The organism is Actinomadura kijaniata, assembly GCF_014138665.1.
In the GTDB taxonomy this organism is placed as follows: Bacteria; Actinomycetota; Actinomycetes; order Streptosporangiales; family Streptosporangiaceae; genus Spirillospora; species Spirillospora kijaniata.
In genome coordinates this window covers 130,468-145,268 of record NZ_JACJIA010000001.1, presented here as the reverse complement: position 1 = coordinate 145,268, position 14,801 = coordinate 130,468, and the positions used below count along the sequence as shown (strand labels likewise).

Annotated in this window: 13 protein-coding genes and 1 riboswitch; of the genes, 10 read left to right on the top strand and 3 right to left on the bottom strand. The window is 73.2% G+C overall.

Annotated features, from left to right (window positions below; all coding sequences use genetic code 11):
* Nucleotides 1–3 precede the first annotated feature (3 nt).
* From HNR61_RS00670 to HNR61_RS00645, 6 genes are all read left to right on the top strand, one after another.
* The gene (locus HNR61_RS00670) at nt 4–948 is read left to right on the top strand and encodes a hypothetical protein (RefSeq protein ID WP_182841157.1); all 945 of its coding nucleotides are present in this window, start codon (nt 4–6) and stop codon (nt 946–948) included.
* A 416-nt stretch (nt 949–1,364) separates the two neighbouring features.
* Entirely contained in the window at nt 1,365–2,003 is a 639-nt protein-coding gene (locus HNR61_RS47210; protein ID WP_246441904.1) for a DUF4282 domain-containing protein, read from the top strand.
* A 57-nt stretch (nt 2,004–2,060) separates the two neighbouring features.
* Entirely contained in the window at nt 2,061–4,445 is a 2,385-nt protein-coding gene (locus tag HNR61_RS00660) for a protein kinase domain-containing protein (protein ID WP_182841156.1), read from the top strand.
* Nucleotides 4,446–4,928: 483 nt separating this feature from the next.
* Nucleotides 4,929–5,993, top strand: a complete 1,065-nt coding sequence (locus HNR61_RS00655) for a response regulator receiver protein (RefSeq protein ID WP_246441902.1) — start codon at nt 4,929–4,931, stop codon at nt 5,991–5,993.
* Between the two features lie 5 nt (nt 5,994–5,998).
* Nucleotides 5,999–7,918: an AAA family ATPase gene (locus HNR61_RS00650; protein ID WP_182841154.1), complete on the top strand. Its 1,920-nt coding sequence runs from the start codon at nt 5,999–6,001 to the stop codon at nt 7,916–7,918.
* The gene (locus HNR61_RS00645) at nt 7,915–8,631 is read left to right on the top strand and encodes a 4Fe-4S single cluster domain-containing protein (RefSeq protein ID WP_182841153.1); all 717 of its coding nucleotides are present in this window, start codon (nt 7,915–7,917) and stop codon (nt 8,629–8,631) included. Before HNR61_RS00650 ends, HNR61_RS00645 begins: the two co-directional genes overlap by 4 nt.
* Here the strand turns inward: HNR61_RS00645 and HNR61_RS00640 are convergent.
* Nucleotides 8,568–9,470 carry a hypothetical protein gene (locus tag HNR61_RS00640; RefSeq protein WP_182841152.1) on the bottom strand — a complete coding sequence of 301 codons (903 nt, stop codon included), beginning with the start codon at nt 9,468–9,470 and terminating at the stop codon, nt 8,568–8,570. The two genes, HNR61_RS00645 and HNR61_RS00640, sit on opposite strands and share 64 nt — an antisense overlap.
* Between HNR61_RS00640 and HNR61_RS00635 the strand changes: the two genes are divergently transcribed.
* Nucleotides 9,456–9,926: an FHA domain-containing protein gene (locus tag HNR61_RS00635; protein ID WP_067831926.1), complete on the top strand. Its 471-nt coding sequence runs from the start codon at nt 9,456–9,458 to the stop codon at nt 9,924–9,926. The genes HNR61_RS00640 and HNR61_RS00635 overlap by 15 nt on opposite strands.
* A gap of 70 nt (nt 9,927–9,996) precedes the next feature.
* Nucleotides 9,997–10,194 carry a hypothetical protein gene (locus tag HNR61_RS00630; protein ID WP_182841151.1) on the top strand — a complete coding sequence of 66 codons (198 nt, stop codon included), beginning with the start codon at nt 9,997–9,999 and terminating at the stop codon, nt 10,192–10,194.
* Between the two features lie 88 nt (nt 10,195–10,282).
* Here HNR61_RS00630 and typA read toward each other — a convergent pair whose 3' ends face one another.
* Nucleotides 10,283–12,139 (bottom strand): translational GTPase TypA, encoded by a 1,857-nt coding sequence (gene typA, locus HNR61_RS00625; RefSeq protein WP_182841150.1) that lies wholly within the window; start codon nt 12,137–12,139, stop codon nt 10,283–10,285.
* A gap of 189 nt (nt 12,140–12,328) precedes the next feature.
* Nucleotides 12,329–12,477, top strand: a riboswitch (cyclic di-AMP (ydaO/yuaA leader).
* Nucleotides 12,478–12,484: 7 nt separating this feature from the next.
* On the opposite strand from typA, the gene HNR61_RS00620 reads away from it, so the two are divergent.
* On the top strand, nt 12,485–13,504 hold the full coding sequence (locus HNR61_RS00620; protein WP_182841149.1) for a C40 family peptidase: 1,020 nt from the start codon (nt 12,485–12,487) through the stop codon (nt 13,502–13,504).
* A 195-nt stretch (nt 13,505–13,699) separates the two neighbouring features.
* On the top strand, nt 13,700–14,101 hold the full coding sequence (locus HNR61_RS00615; protein WP_182841148.1) for a hypothetical protein: 402 nt from the start codon (nt 13,700–13,702) through the stop codon (nt 14,099–14,101).
* 45 nt (nt 14,102–14,146) lie between these two features.
* Here the strand turns inward: HNR61_RS00615 and HNR61_RS00610 are convergent, their stop codons facing one another.
* Nucleotides 14,147–14,731 (bottom strand): MFS transporter, encoded by a 585-nt coding sequence (locus HNR61_RS00610; RefSeq protein WP_182841147.1) that lies wholly within the window; start codon nt 14,729–14,731, stop codon nt 14,147–14,149.
* Nucleotides 14,732–14,801: the final 70 nt, after the last annotated feature.

The window sequence follows — 14,801 nt, the reverse complement described above, 5'->3', positions numbered from 1 at the left end:
ACGATGAACGACAACAGCGAACAGGGCACGGTGCCGTCGGCCACGGATTTCGATGAGTGGCTGGAGGTCATGGATCCGAAACTGGCGGGCTTCGGAGCGTTGCTGGCCGACGATTTCCCGAATGATTTCTCCCGGGCGTCGCTCGCCTGGCTCGAGGACGTTCTCCTCCAGGCGTTCCCCGACATCGCGGCGGTTCACCGGGACGAGGCGGGCGACTTCGTCGATCGCTGTGTCCGCTATATCGGTGAGACCCTGATCCGCGGCTTCGGCGGCTCCTGGGAGTACGGCACCGAATCGAAGGACCTGTTCGCAGGGGTTCCCTACGTTCGGGTCGACGACGGCGTCGGCATCCCCATCGCCCCGTTCTACGAGATCACCGCGCTGGTCGACCGGCGCACCAAGACCGAGCTGACCTCGCTGTACGACACGCTGGACGAACGCTGCCGCGAGCGGCGGTCCGCCGAGGCGCAGGACGCCCCGGCCGCGCGGGAGACCCCTCGGGTCTCCGCATCCGGTCCGGACGCTCCGCTGCGCGAGTGGCTGGCCGACATGGACGGCAAGCTCACCGCCTGGCGCGACGAGCACCTGGCCCGGGACTTCCCCTTCGACTTCTCACGGGACTCCCTGGCCGTCCTCGAACAGGAGGTCCTGACGCGGTTCGCCGGCCGTGACGAGGTGGAGCTCCCCGCGAACCTCGGCTTCACCGAGGGCGCCGTCCGGTACTTCGGCGAGACGATCGTGCGCGGCGGATTCGCCGAATGGCGTTGGAACAAGGAGGAGGCGAACGGTGGCGACGCGACGCCGCCGCTCATGTCGCTCTTCCTCGTCGCGAAGACCGAGGAGGCGCCCGAGGAGAGCGTGCCGCTTCGCGCGATCCGGCTTGCGGCGCTGAAACGTACCGGCGACAAGCTGGTGAAGGTGTACGACCGCATGCGCGACTCACGTTGACCGGCGCGGGCCACCTCGACATCTCCTCCAGGTTCAATGGCGTCTCGCTGGACTTGCGCTGAGCTTTGAGGCGAGCACGGTCGAACTCTCCAGAGCGGAATCGGGCGCAGCCACGTTCCGGTGCCTCTGGCCGAGGGGGAAGCCCTCTTTGAGAACGGCCTCCTGCGGCGGTGGTGCGGACGCCGGGCGGCGGAAAAGGCCGGAAGATCGCAGAGAGCCATTGGCGTGACGCCGGCCGTTCGCGGATCCCCCACGCCCGTGGCGTCGGCCGGTGAGGCGTCGCCGAGCGTCCGCTCGGGGAACACGCGTCGCCTCCGGCGCGCCATCGCCACGGCCGGAGTGTCTACGGCGGGTGTATCGGCTCAAGACGCTCTAAAGTCGGGGGCATCGGCCATGTGACAGCCCAGGAGTCGGCGATGACTAATCCTTCCGAGCACGGTCCGCCCCACCAGCCGCCGTCGCCCGGGCAGTCGCCCGGACAGCCGTACGGGCCGCCGCCCCAGCCGCATCCGGGGCACGTTCCGGGGCCGCGGCAGGCCGGGCCGGGGCCGCAGCAGGCGTCGCCGCACCACAGCGGGCCGCAGCCGGTCGTGCAGCCCGGGCCCGCCTACCAGGGCGACCCCGGGCAGAGCGGGCCGCAGCAGATCCCGCGGCAGCAGGGCGGGCCGCACTACCAGCAGCAGACGCGGCAGAGCGGGCCGCACCCGCAGCACGGCGGTCAGGAGTGGGCCCCCGCCGAACGCCCCGGCCGCGCCGACAAGGGGCTGCTGGGCGCGCTGCTCGACACCAGCTTCGACCATCTGGTCACGCCCAAGCTCGTCAGGCTCTGGTACGTCGTCGCGCTGCTGCTGGTCAGCCTCCAGTGCCTGGTGTTCCTGGGGTTCGGGCTGTGGATCGCCACCTGGGACGACTTCTGGGCCTGGGGTGTCATCATGATCATCGCGAGCCCGCTGGTGTGGCTGTTCGAGGCGCTGCTGGTGCGGATCGTCATGGAGGCCGTGGTGGTCCGGTTCAAGGGCGTCGAGCATCTCCGGGTCATCAGGGACAAGATCTGAAGGCGGGCGTTAGGCTCGCGACGCGGCAGGGACGGCGACACGGACGGGGCAGTGTGAGTGGCCGAGGTTGAGGAGCCCGGGAACGGCGGCGCCCCCACGCGGCGGGACCCCGGTGTCACGCGCCGCGACGCGAACGTTCCCCCGCCGCGCGACCCGCGCGCGACGCGCCGGGACGCCGGGGCCGCGCCCGGCGGGGCGCTGCTGCGGCTGCCGGACGCCCTGGCCGGGCGGTTCGGGCTGGTCGCCGAGCTGCCCGTGCAGGGGGCCGAGTCCGACCTGCTGCTGGTGCGCGACGAACGCGGCGGGGAGTTCGTCGTCAAGCTGTTCCGGCGCGGCTACCACGCCGACCGGGAGGTGTGGGAGAAGCTGCCCGCCCTCGACTCGCCGCACGTGCTGCGGATCGTGGAGACCGGGCACGCCGACGGCCGCGACTACGAGATCGCCGAGTACGCGCCCGAGGGGAACCTGCGGTCGCTGATGGCCGGGCCGCTGCCCGCCGAGACGGTGACGGAGGCCGCCGCGCAGCTCGCGGCGGGGCTGCGCGCGCTGCACGGGGCCGGGATCGTGCACCGCGATCTCAAGCCCGAGAACGTCCTGGTGCTGTCCGCCGACCCGCTGCGGCTGGTCATCGCCGACTTCGGGCTGAGCCGGGTGCTGGAGCAGAGCGTGGTGTTCGCCTCGGCGTCGCGCACGCTGGCCTACGCCGCGCCCGAGTCGCTGTCGGGGCAGGTGTCCCCGGCGCGCGACTGGTGGTCGCTCGGGATGATCGTGCGGGAGCTGGCGACGGGACGGCCGCCGTTCGCCGGGCTGAGCGAGACCGCCGTGGTGGACCACCTGGCGACGCGGCCGGTGGGCGCCGACGACGTTCCCGACCCCCGGGTGCGGCTGCTGGCGCAGGGGCTGCTCGCCCGCGACCCGCGGCGGCGCTGGTCGGCCGAGCAGGTCGGGCAGTGGCTGGACGGCGGCTCGCCCGCCGTCGCACGGGACGCCGCGCGGCCCGAGGCGCCGCCCGGGGCGGGGCTGCCGTTCCGGGGCCGCCGCTACCAGGACCGGGCCGAGCTGGCGCGGGCGCTCGTCGAGGAGTGGGACCACGCCGCGCTGTACTTCTTCGGGCGCGGCGAGTCCGGCGAGGCGTGGCGCAGCCTGCGCGACTGGCTCGCCGAGCAGCCCGACGACAGCCGCATCGCGCTGGTCGACGGCCACCTGACGGCGAAACTGCGGCCCGACGTGAAGCTGCTGCACCTGGTGCGGTGGCTGGATCCGACGCTGCCGCCGCACCATCTGGGGCGGCGGGTGCTGCCCGAGGACCTTCCGGGGCTGGCGGCGTTGGCCGGTGAGCCGGGGCACGCCGACCACCGGACGGCGTGCCTGCTGGGGCGGGCGTTGTGGGACGACCGCCTGCTGAAGGTGCTCGCCGGTTTCGAGGGCGGCGAGCAGCTCGCACGGATCGACGACCAGTGGCGGTCCCACGTCACGGCCTGGAACGAGCTGGTGTCCTGGCTGCGTTCCCAGGACGCGGTCCCGCCCGGCCTGGCCGCGCGGCTGCCCAGCGCCGGCGGCGACGAGGTGAGGGTCGCCGGGCCGTCGGACGACCCGCCGGTGCTGCTGCTGACGCTGCTCGCCCTGGCCGCCGAGCCCGCCCGCACGCGGCAGCGGATCGCCGCGGCCGCCGAACGGGCCCGCGCGTCGGTGACCGAGCCGGTCGCGTGGTTCGCGTGGCTGGCCGAGGGCGCGGGCGACGACCCGCTGCGGCAGCTGGCGTTGACGCGCGCCGCGCCGGAGGCCGTGCTGGAGGTCGAGGCGCGCCACCGCGACCGGCAGGCCGCCGCCCGGCGTTCGGAGGCCCTCCGTGCCCGCTGGGCCGAGCGTGAACGCGCCCGCCTCGCCGGACGCCGCGCCGCCGTCGTCCGCGCCGCCGCCTGGTCGCTGCCGATCCTGGCGTTCTGGCTGGCCGGAAGCTGGATGGTCGACGCGATGTTCAGCCCGAGCGGCGACGGCACCAGCAGGGTCGGCGGCTTCCAGCGCAGCGGGGGCGTGCCGTTCGTGACGCTGGCGGCGTTCTCGGCGCTGGCGTGGGCGGTGCAGTGCGGCGCCGAGGTGCTGGTGGCCCGCGTCCAGGGCCGCGACTACCTGCCCTACGGGCCGTGGTCGTGGCTGTCGCGGCTGCTGGGCGCCACCGGCCAGAGCCTGTCCAAGGCGTCCCGCACGATGTCGGGCGCGGCCCGGCGGACGGGACGGCGTGGCTGCGGCGTGTTCCTGCTGCTGGGCGTCGTCCCGCTGCTGCTGGTCCTGCTCCTCGTGTCGATGATGACCGCGGTGGCGGGCCTGCTGTGGCTGCTGCTCCTGGTCGCGACCCCGGCCGCCCACGCGGCGGGCGCGGGCGTCCGCCTGCACCGCTGGCGCCGCGCCCACGAAGAGGCCGAGCGGAAGGCCCTGGCATGACCCACCGGCGTGACCTGCGCCCAGACGCCCGGCGAACGGAGCGCACGCCCATGATCAGGACGGCGGCGGGCGGCCTCGGGCACGCCGGAGCGACGCCGAACCCCACCGGCACGGCACGCGCGCCCGGTGTCCCCTCGCGCAGGTCCCAAGCAACGCGGGCGCTGCCCCCGGGACGACGGCGATCGCCCTCGGGTCCGCTCCCGAGGGCTCTCCAGCGGAGCGGTCCCGGGGCGGTGCAGGCATGCGATGCATACCCGCAGGGGCTGCGAGCGGTGCGGACGTTCTCGGTCAAGGTGGTGGGGGCTTCCGGGCTCCGCGTGGCCGGGCGGACGCCATGGGGGCGTGGGCGTCGCGAGCGGGTGTTCGTGAGGCGTGTGGTGGAGGATCGTGCCTTCGGGTGCGGCGGAGAGCGGGGTGGGCAGGATGAGCAGCGGGGTTGAGGCCGATATCGCCCTGGATGCGGCTGTTGTCCTTAGCTTGGGGATGAACCGCGTGCTCGGCAGGGCCGGGGGGGTCGCCGGAAAGGGGGCCGAGGCCCTGGCCGCGCTCGCGGCGGGGCGGGCCGAGGCCCGGGCGGCGGCGCTGGCCGAGGCCGAGACCTACGAGCGCGCCCTGCGCGAGGTGCTGGAGCGCAACGCCCGTATCGCCGCGCTCGCCGACGCCCGCGACAAGATCGGCGCGCGGGTGGAGCTGCCCGCGCCGCTCCGGCCCGCCGAGGGGCAGGCCCCCGAGGAGCTGACCGCCTGGTGCTCGGCCGCCGACCAGGCCCTGGACGCGGCCGAACGGCGCCTCTCCGAGCAGGTCGCCGCCGAGGTCACCGGGCAGATCTTCGCCGTTCCGGCGGAGGGGCTGCGGGCCGGGACCGGGCCGGCCCCCGCCGCGCCCGCGGCGGCGGAGGAGGCCCTGCACCGGGTGCTGGCCCGGCTGCTGCCCGACACGCCCGAGCGGGAGCGGCGTGCCGTCGCCGAGGCCGCCCGGCTGGTCGCCGGCGCCGCCACCGAGGACGAGGCCGAGGCCGCGCTCACCGAGGTCCGGCTGCGCATCCAGGACGCCAACGGCCGCACCCGCGAGCTGCGCGAGGCCGAGCGCCGGCGGGCCGCCGAACGCGAGGCCGCCGAGCAGGCCGAGGCCGAGCGGCGGTACGTGCTGGAGTCGATCACCACCGCGTTCGCGGATCTGGGGTACGACGTGCAGCCGGGGTTCGAGACGCTCACCCCCGGTGACGACGGGACGCTGCTGCTCACCCGGGGCTCCTGGCCCGACCACAGCGTCAAGATGCGGGTCGACGACGCCCGGCAGGTCCGCGCCGCGATGGTCCGCAACGGCCGGGCCGAGAGCGAGGACGACCGCCGGGTGGACGTGGAGCGCGAACGCGAGTGGTGCGAGGCGTTCGAGTCCGCCCGGGAGCGGCTGGCGCGGGCGGGGATCCGTTCCCAGGTCACCTGGCGTCTGGACCCCGGCGTGCGTGAGCTGCCGGTCGCCGCCGAGGCACGGCAGACTGGGTCCCGGACCGGACGACGCGAACGCGGCCGGGAACGGGAACAGTAGGAGACATGACCGAATCACCGACGCTGGGCGGACGGCTTCCGGGGTGGCCTCCGTTCATCAGGGAACTCGACGCCACCCTCTCGGTGCACTCGCAGTACGTCCTGTCGGGCAACCTGTACGACAGCTTCCTCGCCCCGTCCATGGGCGGCGACGGGCCCGCGCGGCTGCTGCCGTTGCGCGAGCTGCTGTGGGAGACGCTGCGGTCCAGCGGGTTCTCGTTCCTGTTGATCTACGATCCGGTCGACGGCCTGCAGGTCCATCCCCCGGCGGGCGACGAGGACGGCGACGCGGCCGCCGAGGCCGCCCAGCGGCTGCTCGGCAAGCTCAAGAGCGACGAGCGGCCCTCGCTGGAGGGCGCCACCAAGTACCTGGCGGGGATCGCCCGGCCCGGCGACGACGTGCGCGCCGCAGTGATCATCGAGTCGGCGTCGCGGATCGCCCGCACGCCCACCGAGATGGAGCCCGCCGAACGCGACTTCTTCCGCTTCTGCGCCAAGCTGTCGCGCACCGCCCGCCCCGTCCGGGTCGTCGGCCCCCGCCCCAAGCCGCTGTACAACCCGATCCTGTGGATGGTGGAGCGCCCCGGCGACCTGCCGCCCTGGCTCACCGCCGACAACGAGAACGTCCGCGAGATCACCATCCCGCGCCCGCACCTGGGCGACCGGCAGGAGACCGCGAGGCTGCTGGCGCGGGCGTTCGGGGTGGCCGACGCCGACGCCGACAAGGCCGCGGCGGCGGCGATCGACGCGTTCGCCGAGCAGGCCGACGGCCTCACCCTCCAGTCGATGATCGAGGTGACGCGGCTGGCGAAGGAGCGCAGCGTCACGCTGCACGACCTGCCCGACGCGGTCCGCACCTACAAGCTCGGCGTGCTGGACAACCCGTGGAGCCGGGGCCACCTGCGCCGCCGCGTGCTGGAGGGCGAGAAGAAGGTCCCCGAACGCGTCATCGGGCAGCCGCAGGCCGTCACCAAGACCCTGGACATCCTCAAGCGGGCCGTGCTGGGGCTGTCGGGCGCGCAGGCGACGCGGTCGGGCAGCCGCCCGCGCGGCGTGCTGTTCTTCGCGGGCCCGACCGGCACCGGCAAGACCGAGCTGGCCAAGTCGATCACCGAGCTGGTGTTCGGCGACGAGTCGGCCTATCTACGGTTCGACATGAGCGAGTTCTCCGGCGAGGGCTCCGGGGACCGGCTGATCGGCGCGCCGCCCGGCTACATCGGCTACCAGGAGGGCGGCGAGCTCACCAACGCGGTGCGCGAGGACCCGTTCCGGGTGATCCTGTTCGACGAGATCGAGAAGGCGCACCCGCGGATCCTGGACAAGTTCCTCCAGATCCTGGAGGACGGGCGGCTCACCGACGGGCGCGGCAACACCGTCCACTTCAGCGAGTCCATCCTGATCTTCACGTCGAACCTGGGCATGTTCGTGCCCGGCCACCCCGACCTGGCGGTGCGCGGCGACGTCCTGGCCCCGGCCGTCCCCGGCCGGGTGCAGAACATCCACGCCGACATGGACTACGAGGAGATCGAGGTCCGGGTGAAGACGGCGATCGCCGACCACTTCACCGCCGTGCTGAACCGGCCGGAGCTGCTCAACCGGTTCGGCGACAACATCGTGGTGTTCGACTTCATCGGCCGCGAGGCCGCCGACAAGATCTTCGATCTCCAGTTCGCGAACATCTGCCGCCGGGTCGCCGAGGAGCACCGGCTGGTGCTGACGGTCAAGAGCGAGGCGCTGCAGACGCTGCGCGAGTGGTGCACCGCCGAGCTGGACAAGGGCGGGCGCGGGATCGGGATGGCGCTGGAGTCGACGTTCGTGAACCCGCTGGCCCGCGCGCTGTTCGACCGCGAGCTGGTCCCCGAGGAGAAGATCACCGTCACCGGTGTCCGCCGCGAGGGGTCCATCGTCCATCTGGACCTGCGGTGACCGGTCTGCTGCTGGCCAAGGCCCACTACCCGGTGACCACGCTCGGGCCCGGGACGCGGGCGGGCGTCTGGACGCAGGGCTGCACGCTGCACTGCCACGGCTGCCTGTCCCGCGACACCTGGGACGCCGACCCCGCCAAGGCCGTCCCGGTGGACGCGGTGCTGGGGTGGCTGGCGTCGCTGCCCGGGCCCGTGGACGGGGTGACGATCTCCGGTGGGGAGCCGTTCCAGCAGCCCGCGGCGCTGGCGGCTCTGGTGCGCGGGATCCGGGACTGGCGGGCGGGCCGGCCGGAGAACGCCGCTCCGTTGGACATTCTGGTCTACAGCGGATATGTCTACTCTCGGCTCTCGCGTTCGGCCGAGACACGCGAGATCCTGGACATGTGCGACGCCGTGATAGCGGGGCCGTACGTCGACCGGCTCAACCCGGAGGGGCGACACACCCGGAGTGGCTCTCTACTCTGGAAGGGGTCGGCCAACCAGCGGATCGTGCCCCTGAGCCCTCTGGGACGGGAACGGTACGGACCGGTCGAGACCGGTCGAGGAGCCGAGAACGAAGACGCAGGGCCCCGAATGCAGGTGTCCGTGGACGAGGGGCCGGAGGGAAGGCGGGTGTACTACATCGGAATCCCGCGAAGGGGTGACATGGATCACCTCGTGACGACACTCGAACGCGCCGGTGTGCGTGCGGGGGATGTGTCATGGCGACCTTGAGATGTCCTGTCTGTGACGAGCCGTTCCAGCCGGGCGACCTGCTCTGCCTGAGCTGCGGCGCCAACCTGGCCCGCGCCGGGGGCGGCGCGCGTCGTCCCGGCGGGTACGAGGACCAGCAGCCACCACGGATTCCCCCTCCGCATCCCCCCGGAGGGCCGCAGGGACAGCCCGGCGGCCAGCCCTACCAGCAGCACGGGCAGCCCCAGCACGGACAGCCCCAGCACGGCGGCCCGCAGCACGGACAGCAGCCGGGCGGCGACCCGTGGGGCCAGCAGCCCCCCGGCAACGACCCCTGGGGGCAGCCCCAGCAGGGCCAGCCGCAGCATGCGCAGCCCCAGCACGGCGCTCCGCAGCATGGGCACGGCGCCCCGCAGCACGGACAGCAGCAGGACCCGTGGGGCCAGCAGCACCAGCCTCCGGGCCAGCAGGACCCGTGGGGGCAGCCCCAGCACCAGCAGCCTCCCGGCCAGCAAGGCCAGCAGCCGCCGCTGGGCGGCCCGCAGCAGGGCAACGACCCCTGGGGCCAGCCCCAGCAGGGCGGTCCGCAGCAGGGCCAGCCGCAGCACGGGCAGCCCCAGCACGGCGCTCCCCAGCACGGCGCTCCCCAGCACGGGCAGCCGCCGGGCGGCGACCCGTGGGGCCAGCCGCAGCACGGCGGCGCGCAGCCGGGCAACGACCCCTGGGGGCAGCCCCAGCAGGGCGCTCCGCAGCACGCCCAGCCTCCGCTCGGGCAGCCCCAGCACGGGCAGCCTCCGCAGGGCCAGAACCCGTACGGCGGCGCCGACCACGGGTTCCCCCCGCCGCCCGGCGGGGCGCAGCCGCCGATGGGGCCGCCGCACGGCCGCGAGGCGACGCTGCTGCCGCCGGAGGCCCACGGCGGGCGGCCCGACAACACGGCGTTCATGTGCCCGTACTGCGAGGCGGTGCTGAGCAACCCGAACGCCGCCCAGTGCGACGCGTGCCTGCGCCCGCTGCCGCAGAAGGGCACGCCGGTGCTGCGGGTCACGTTCCCGACCGGTGAGCTGAAGATCTCGGTCGGCCAGCACCTGGTGCTGGGCCGGGACGCGGGCCAGTCGCCGGTGGCGTCGACGTTCACGCAGTACGACAACGTGTCGCGCCGCCACTCGACGTTGTGGCTCGACCCGTCGGGCACGGCGTGGGTCCGCGACGAGGGCTCCACCAACGGCACCTTCGTCAACGGCGAGCGCCTCCCCCGCGGTGTGGACGCTCCCCTCCGCGACGGCGACCAGCTCCGCCTGGCCGCCGACGTGACGGGAACCGTCCAGCTCAACTGACCGCCCCGACCACCGCGGACGGCGGCCCGGACACCCCGGGCCGCCGTTGCCCTTTCATGATCATTTCAGGGTGGATCCGCAGCTCAGGTGGCAGGTCTACCGTTCACCGTCCGGAGCGGGCGGCGTTCCCCCTGAAAGATCATCATGTGCGGAGTTCTCGGCGCGGCCGCGCGTCACCAGGGACTTCTGCTTCGCCTACCGCTGCAAGGGTGACGCGACCCGCTACATGGACGCCCCGCCGAAGAACGTCTTCGTCGGCGTGCGCTGAGGCGCGGAAGCGGCCCCGGAGCCCGAGCGGGTGAACGCCGACGGCCCCGCCGTTCCCCGAGGGGGCGGCGGGGCCGTCGGCGTTCGCGTCAGTTGGCGGCGCGCTTGGCGCGGGCGCGGGTGCGCTCGCGCTCCTTGGCGTCCAGGACGATCTTGCGGATGCGGACCGCGGCCGGGGTGACCTCCACGCACTCGTCGTCGCGGATGAACTCCAGCGACTCCTCCAGGGTGAGGATCCTCGGCGGGGTCAGGGTCTCGGTCGCCTCGGCCGTGGAGGAGCGGACGTTGGTCTTCTGCTTCTCCTTGGTGATGTTCACGTCCATGTCGTCGGACCGGGAGTTCTCGCCGACGATCATGCCTTCGTAGACCTCGGTGCCCGGGCCGACGAAGAACGTGCCGCGCTCCTGCAGGTTGATGATGGCGTAGGCGCTGGCCTGGCCCGTGCGGTCGGCGACCAGGGAGCCCGACGGGCGGGTGCGCAGCTCGCCGAACCACGGCTCGTAGCGCTCGAACACGTGGTGGGCCATGCCGGTGCCGCGGGTCTCGGTCATGAACTCGGTGCGGAAGCCGATCAGGCCGCGCGCCGGGACCAGGAACTCCATGCGGATCCAGCCGGTGCCGTGGTTGGTCATCTGCTCCATCCGGCCCTTGCGGACCGCCATGAGCTGGGTGACCGCGCCGAGGTACTCCTCGGGGATGTCGACGGTGAGGCGCTCGACGGGCTCGTGCTTCTTGCCGTCGATCTCGCGGGTGACCACCTGCGGCTTGCCGACGGTCAGCTCGTAGCCCTCACGGCGCATGTTCTCGACCAGGATCGCCAGCGCGAGCTCGCCGCGGCCCTGGACCTCCCAGGCGTCGGGGCGCTCGGTCGGCAGGACGCGGATGGAGACGTTGCCGACCAGCTCGCGGTCCAGGCGGTCCTTGACCATGCGGGCGGTGACCTTGGTGCCCTTCTCGCGGCCGGCCAGCGGCGAGGTGTTGGTGCCGATGGTCATCGAGATGGCGGGCTCGTCCACCGTGATCAGCGGCAGCGGGCGCGGGTCCTCGGGGTCGGCGATGGTGTCGCCGATCATGATCTCCGGGATGCCGGCGATGGCGATGATGTCGCCCGGGCCCGCGGACTCGGCGGGCTTGCGGGTGAGCGCCTCGGTCATCAGCAGCTCGGTGATCTTGACGCGCTCCATCGTGCCGTCGTGGCGGCACCAGGCGACCTGCTGGCCCTTCTTGATGTTCCCGGCGTGCACGCGGCACAGCGCGATACGGCCGAGGAAGTTGGAGGCGTCCAGGTTCGTGACGTGCGCCTGGAGCGGGGCCGACGGGTCGTAGGACGGCGCCGGGATCGTCTCGGTGATCACCTGGAACAGCGGCTCCAGGTCCTCGGAGTCGGGCAGCTCGCCGTCGCCGGGCTTGTTCAGCGAGGCGCGGCCCGCGCGGCCGGAGGCGTAGACGATCGGGAAGTCGATCTGGTCCTCGGCGGCGTCGAGGTCCATGAACAGCTCGTAGGTCTCGTCCACGACCTCGTCGATGCGCGCGTCCGGGCGGTCGGTCTTGTTGATGACCAGGATCACCGGGAGCTTGGCGGCCAGCGCCTTGCGCAGCACGAACCGGGTCTGCGGCAGCGGGCCCTCGGAGGCGTCCACGAGCAGCACGACGCCGTCCACCATGGACAGGCCGCGCTCGACCTCGCCGCCGAAGTCCGCGTGGCCCGGGGTGTCGATGATGTTGATCGTCATCCCGTTGTGCCGGACCGCGGTGTTCTTCGCGAGGATGGTGATGCCCTTCTCGCGCTCCAGGTCGTTGGAGTCCATGACGCGGTCGTCCACGTCCTGGTTCTCGCGGAAGGCCCCGGACTGCCAGAGCATGGCGTCGACGAGCGTCGTCTTGCCGTGGTCGACGTGGGCGACGATCGCGACGTTACGGAGGTCGTCACGGGTGGAGAAGGGCATGCGGTTTCGCCTTGCGTGAGTTTTCGGGGATCGCCGCAGACCCGCGGCCTACACCATTCTACTTGGCGGTGTGAACGGCCCCGGACCCTCACGGATCACACGGGTGTCATAACCGGGCATTTGGCCCTTCTTGAACATCCTTTGTAGTCTCCTGCCCGTCCGGACGTGCCGAGCCCCGCTCCCGGGGCTGCGCCCGGGCCGCCGAATCCCCTGGTGGGGAGCCGGGGACCCCGCATCGCGTTCCCTGGGGTGAATCGGCGCACATTCTCCGTGCGCCGTAGGGCTCCTCCTGGCCCGAACCCGTCAGCTAACCCGGTAGGCGACGGAGGAGAGGAGAACACCGGCTTGGTTCTGGATCCCCGGCGACGCCGCTTCGCCCTGCCCGCCGCCACCCTGCTGGTCGGCCTCGGCATGACCGCCCCCACCGCGCTGACCAGCGCGTTGACCGGAACGGCGCACGCCGCGCCCGCGCGGCCGCAGACCGTTCCCCAGGAGCCCAAGCCCTCCGAGGCGGAGCTGAAGAAGCGGCTCAGGGAGCTGAACGACGAGGCCGAGAAGCTCACCGAGCAGTTCAACAAGGCGCGCGTCGACCTCGGCCGCGCCAGGGAGGCCGAGAAGCAGGCCCGGCTGAACGCCGAGCGCCTGGAGCAGCAGGCCGCGCCCGCCCGCGAGGAGCTGGGCCGCCTGGCCGCCGCCAACTACATCGGCGGCAGCCCCGACACGGTGTTCGCCGTGACCGGCGGCACCGAGGGGCTGTCCACCTCGGCCTACCTGATCCAGAACCAGGCGTCGGTGATCCAGGGCCTCCAGGCGCGGATCAGCGAGGCCGACAGGGCCCGCACCGACGCGCAGAACCGGGCCCGCCAGGTGCAGCAGGCCTACGACCGGGCCAAGCAGGCCCGCGACGCCGCCAAGACGAAGGTCGACGAGGTCGTCAAGCAGCTGGACAAGCTGTCGATCACCCGGATCACCGATCCCAAGACCGGCCTGAAGGCGACGGTGAAGGGCACGGACCTGCCCGCCAGGATGGCCCGCAAGGCGCTGACGAAGATCGGCAGCTCGTACGTGTGGGCGGCGGCGGGGCCGAACACGTTCGACTGCTCGGGCCTGGTGGTGTGGGCGTACGCGCAGGTCGGCAAGAAGGGCCTGCCGCACTACACCGGCGACCTCTACCAGCTCGGCCACAAGGTGGACCGGGGCGGGCTCCGCTCGGGCGACCTGGTGTACTTCGGCTCCAGCCTGCACCACATGGGGATCTACCTCAGCGACGGCAAGTACCTGCACGCCCCGCAGACCGGCGATGTGGTGAAGATCTCAAAACTGTCGGACCGCTCCGACTACGCGGGCGCCAACCGCATCCCCTGACGCCGCCCCTTCCCGGTGCCTCCGAGGTCCCGCCGCGATGCCACGCGGCGGGACGGCCGCATGCCCGGAATCTCTCATTGGCCTGGTTTGGTCAATTCCCGTCCGTCACCGCCGAACCTCAGTACCCTCCGGCCCCAGACCGCGAACGTCGCCCCGCCGCTCCCCGGCGTTCGCCCCCACGACCGAAGGAGTCCAGTGAGGACGCACAAGCCCGCGCTGCTCGCGGCCACCCTGGCGGCCGCCCTGCTGCCCGTGACCGCGCTGACCGCCCCGGCCGAGGCCGCCTGGCGCCCCGCGCCGCGCGCCGCCGCCCAGCAGCCCTCCCAGGAGGAGCTGGTCAAGCTGGTGCTGGCCTGCTTCCCGGCGAACATCCAGGCCGACGTCGCGCTGATCCTGGCGGGCGACTACGTCAACGGCGCGACCCGGCTGCTCACCGACGTGAGCAAGCTCACCCCCGAGCAGCTCAAGGAGATCGCCACCAAGCTGCTGGGCATCCTCGACCAGCTGCCCAAGCCGCAGCAGGCCAAGCTGCGCGCGCAGCTCAAGAAGGGCCTCACCAGGAACGAGGCCCTTCAGATCGTCCTGGCGTCCCGCTGACGCCGGGAGCGCCGTCGCCGGACGTCCGGCAACGGCGCCCGGCCGTCAACGGCAGGACGTGAGCGGAGCGCCGGACGCGACGCGGGCGTCGCCCGACGCCCGGCCGGCGCGGGCGGTGAGGAGCTGGAGCAGCAGCCCCAGCGCGGCCACGGCGGCGGCCGCCGGGGGAAGGACGTCCGCCGCGAGCCCCGCCGACAGGGCCGTCCCGCCCAGCGCCGACCCGGCGGCGCCGCCCAGGTACAGGGCCGAGTTGTTCATCGCCACGGCCACCCCGCCGCGGCGGTCGCCGCCCAGGTCCAGCAGGCGCTGCTGCTGCGGCACCTGCGTCGCCCAGCCGACCGCGCCCCAGACCACCAGCGGCAGCGCCGCCAGCGGGGCCGCCAAGTGGGCCAGCGGCGCCAGGAGCGCCTGCGACGCGGCCAGCGCCGTCCGGGTCCGCGCCGCCCCCAGCACCGTCGCGAACAGCGGCGTGGACACCGCGTAGGCCAGGGTGAACGCCGTCACCATCTGCCCCGCCGCCGACACCGACACCCCCGTGTCGGCGGCGATCGGCCCCAGCAGCCCGGCCATCACGTAGGCGTCCAGGCCCAGCACGAACGTGCCCGACGCCAGCACCAGCACCTTCCGCATGCCACCTCCTCATCGAGATCAGGCCGGGAGCGTAGGCGGCGGCCGGACCCGAAGAGAAATGTCCAGGGAA

Bases quoted from the DNA above. Each gene is read 5' to 3' on its own strand.
- HNR61_RS00635 (WP_067831926.1), top strand. From the start codon at position 9,456: ATGGGGCCGCCGCACGGCCGCGAGGCGACGCTGCTGCCGCCGGAGGCC.
- HNR61_RS00670 (WP_182841157.1), top strand. From the start codon at position 4: ATGAACGACAACAGCGAACAGGGCACGGTGCCGTCGGCCACGGATTTC.
- HNR61_RS47210 (WP_246441904.1), top strand. From the start codon at position 1,365: ATGACTAATCCTTCCGAGCACGGTCCGCCCCACCAGCCGCCGTCGCCC.
- HNR61_RS00655 (WP_246441902.1), top strand. From the start codon at position 4,929: ATGAACCGCGTGCTCGGCAGGGCCGGGGGGGTCGCCGGAAAGGGGGCC.
- HNR61_RS00650 (WP_182841154.1), top strand. From the start codon at position 5,999: ATGACCGAATCACCGACGCTGGGCGGACGGCTTCCGGGGTGGCCTCCG.
- typA (WP_182841150.1), bottom strand. From the start codon at position 12,139: ATGCCCTTCTCCACCCGTGACGACCTCCGTAACGTCGCGATCGTCGCC.
- HNR61_RS00610 (WP_182841147.1), bottom strand. From the start codon at position 14,731: ATGCGGAAGGTGCTGGTGCTGGCGTCGGGCACGTTCGTGCTGGGCCTG.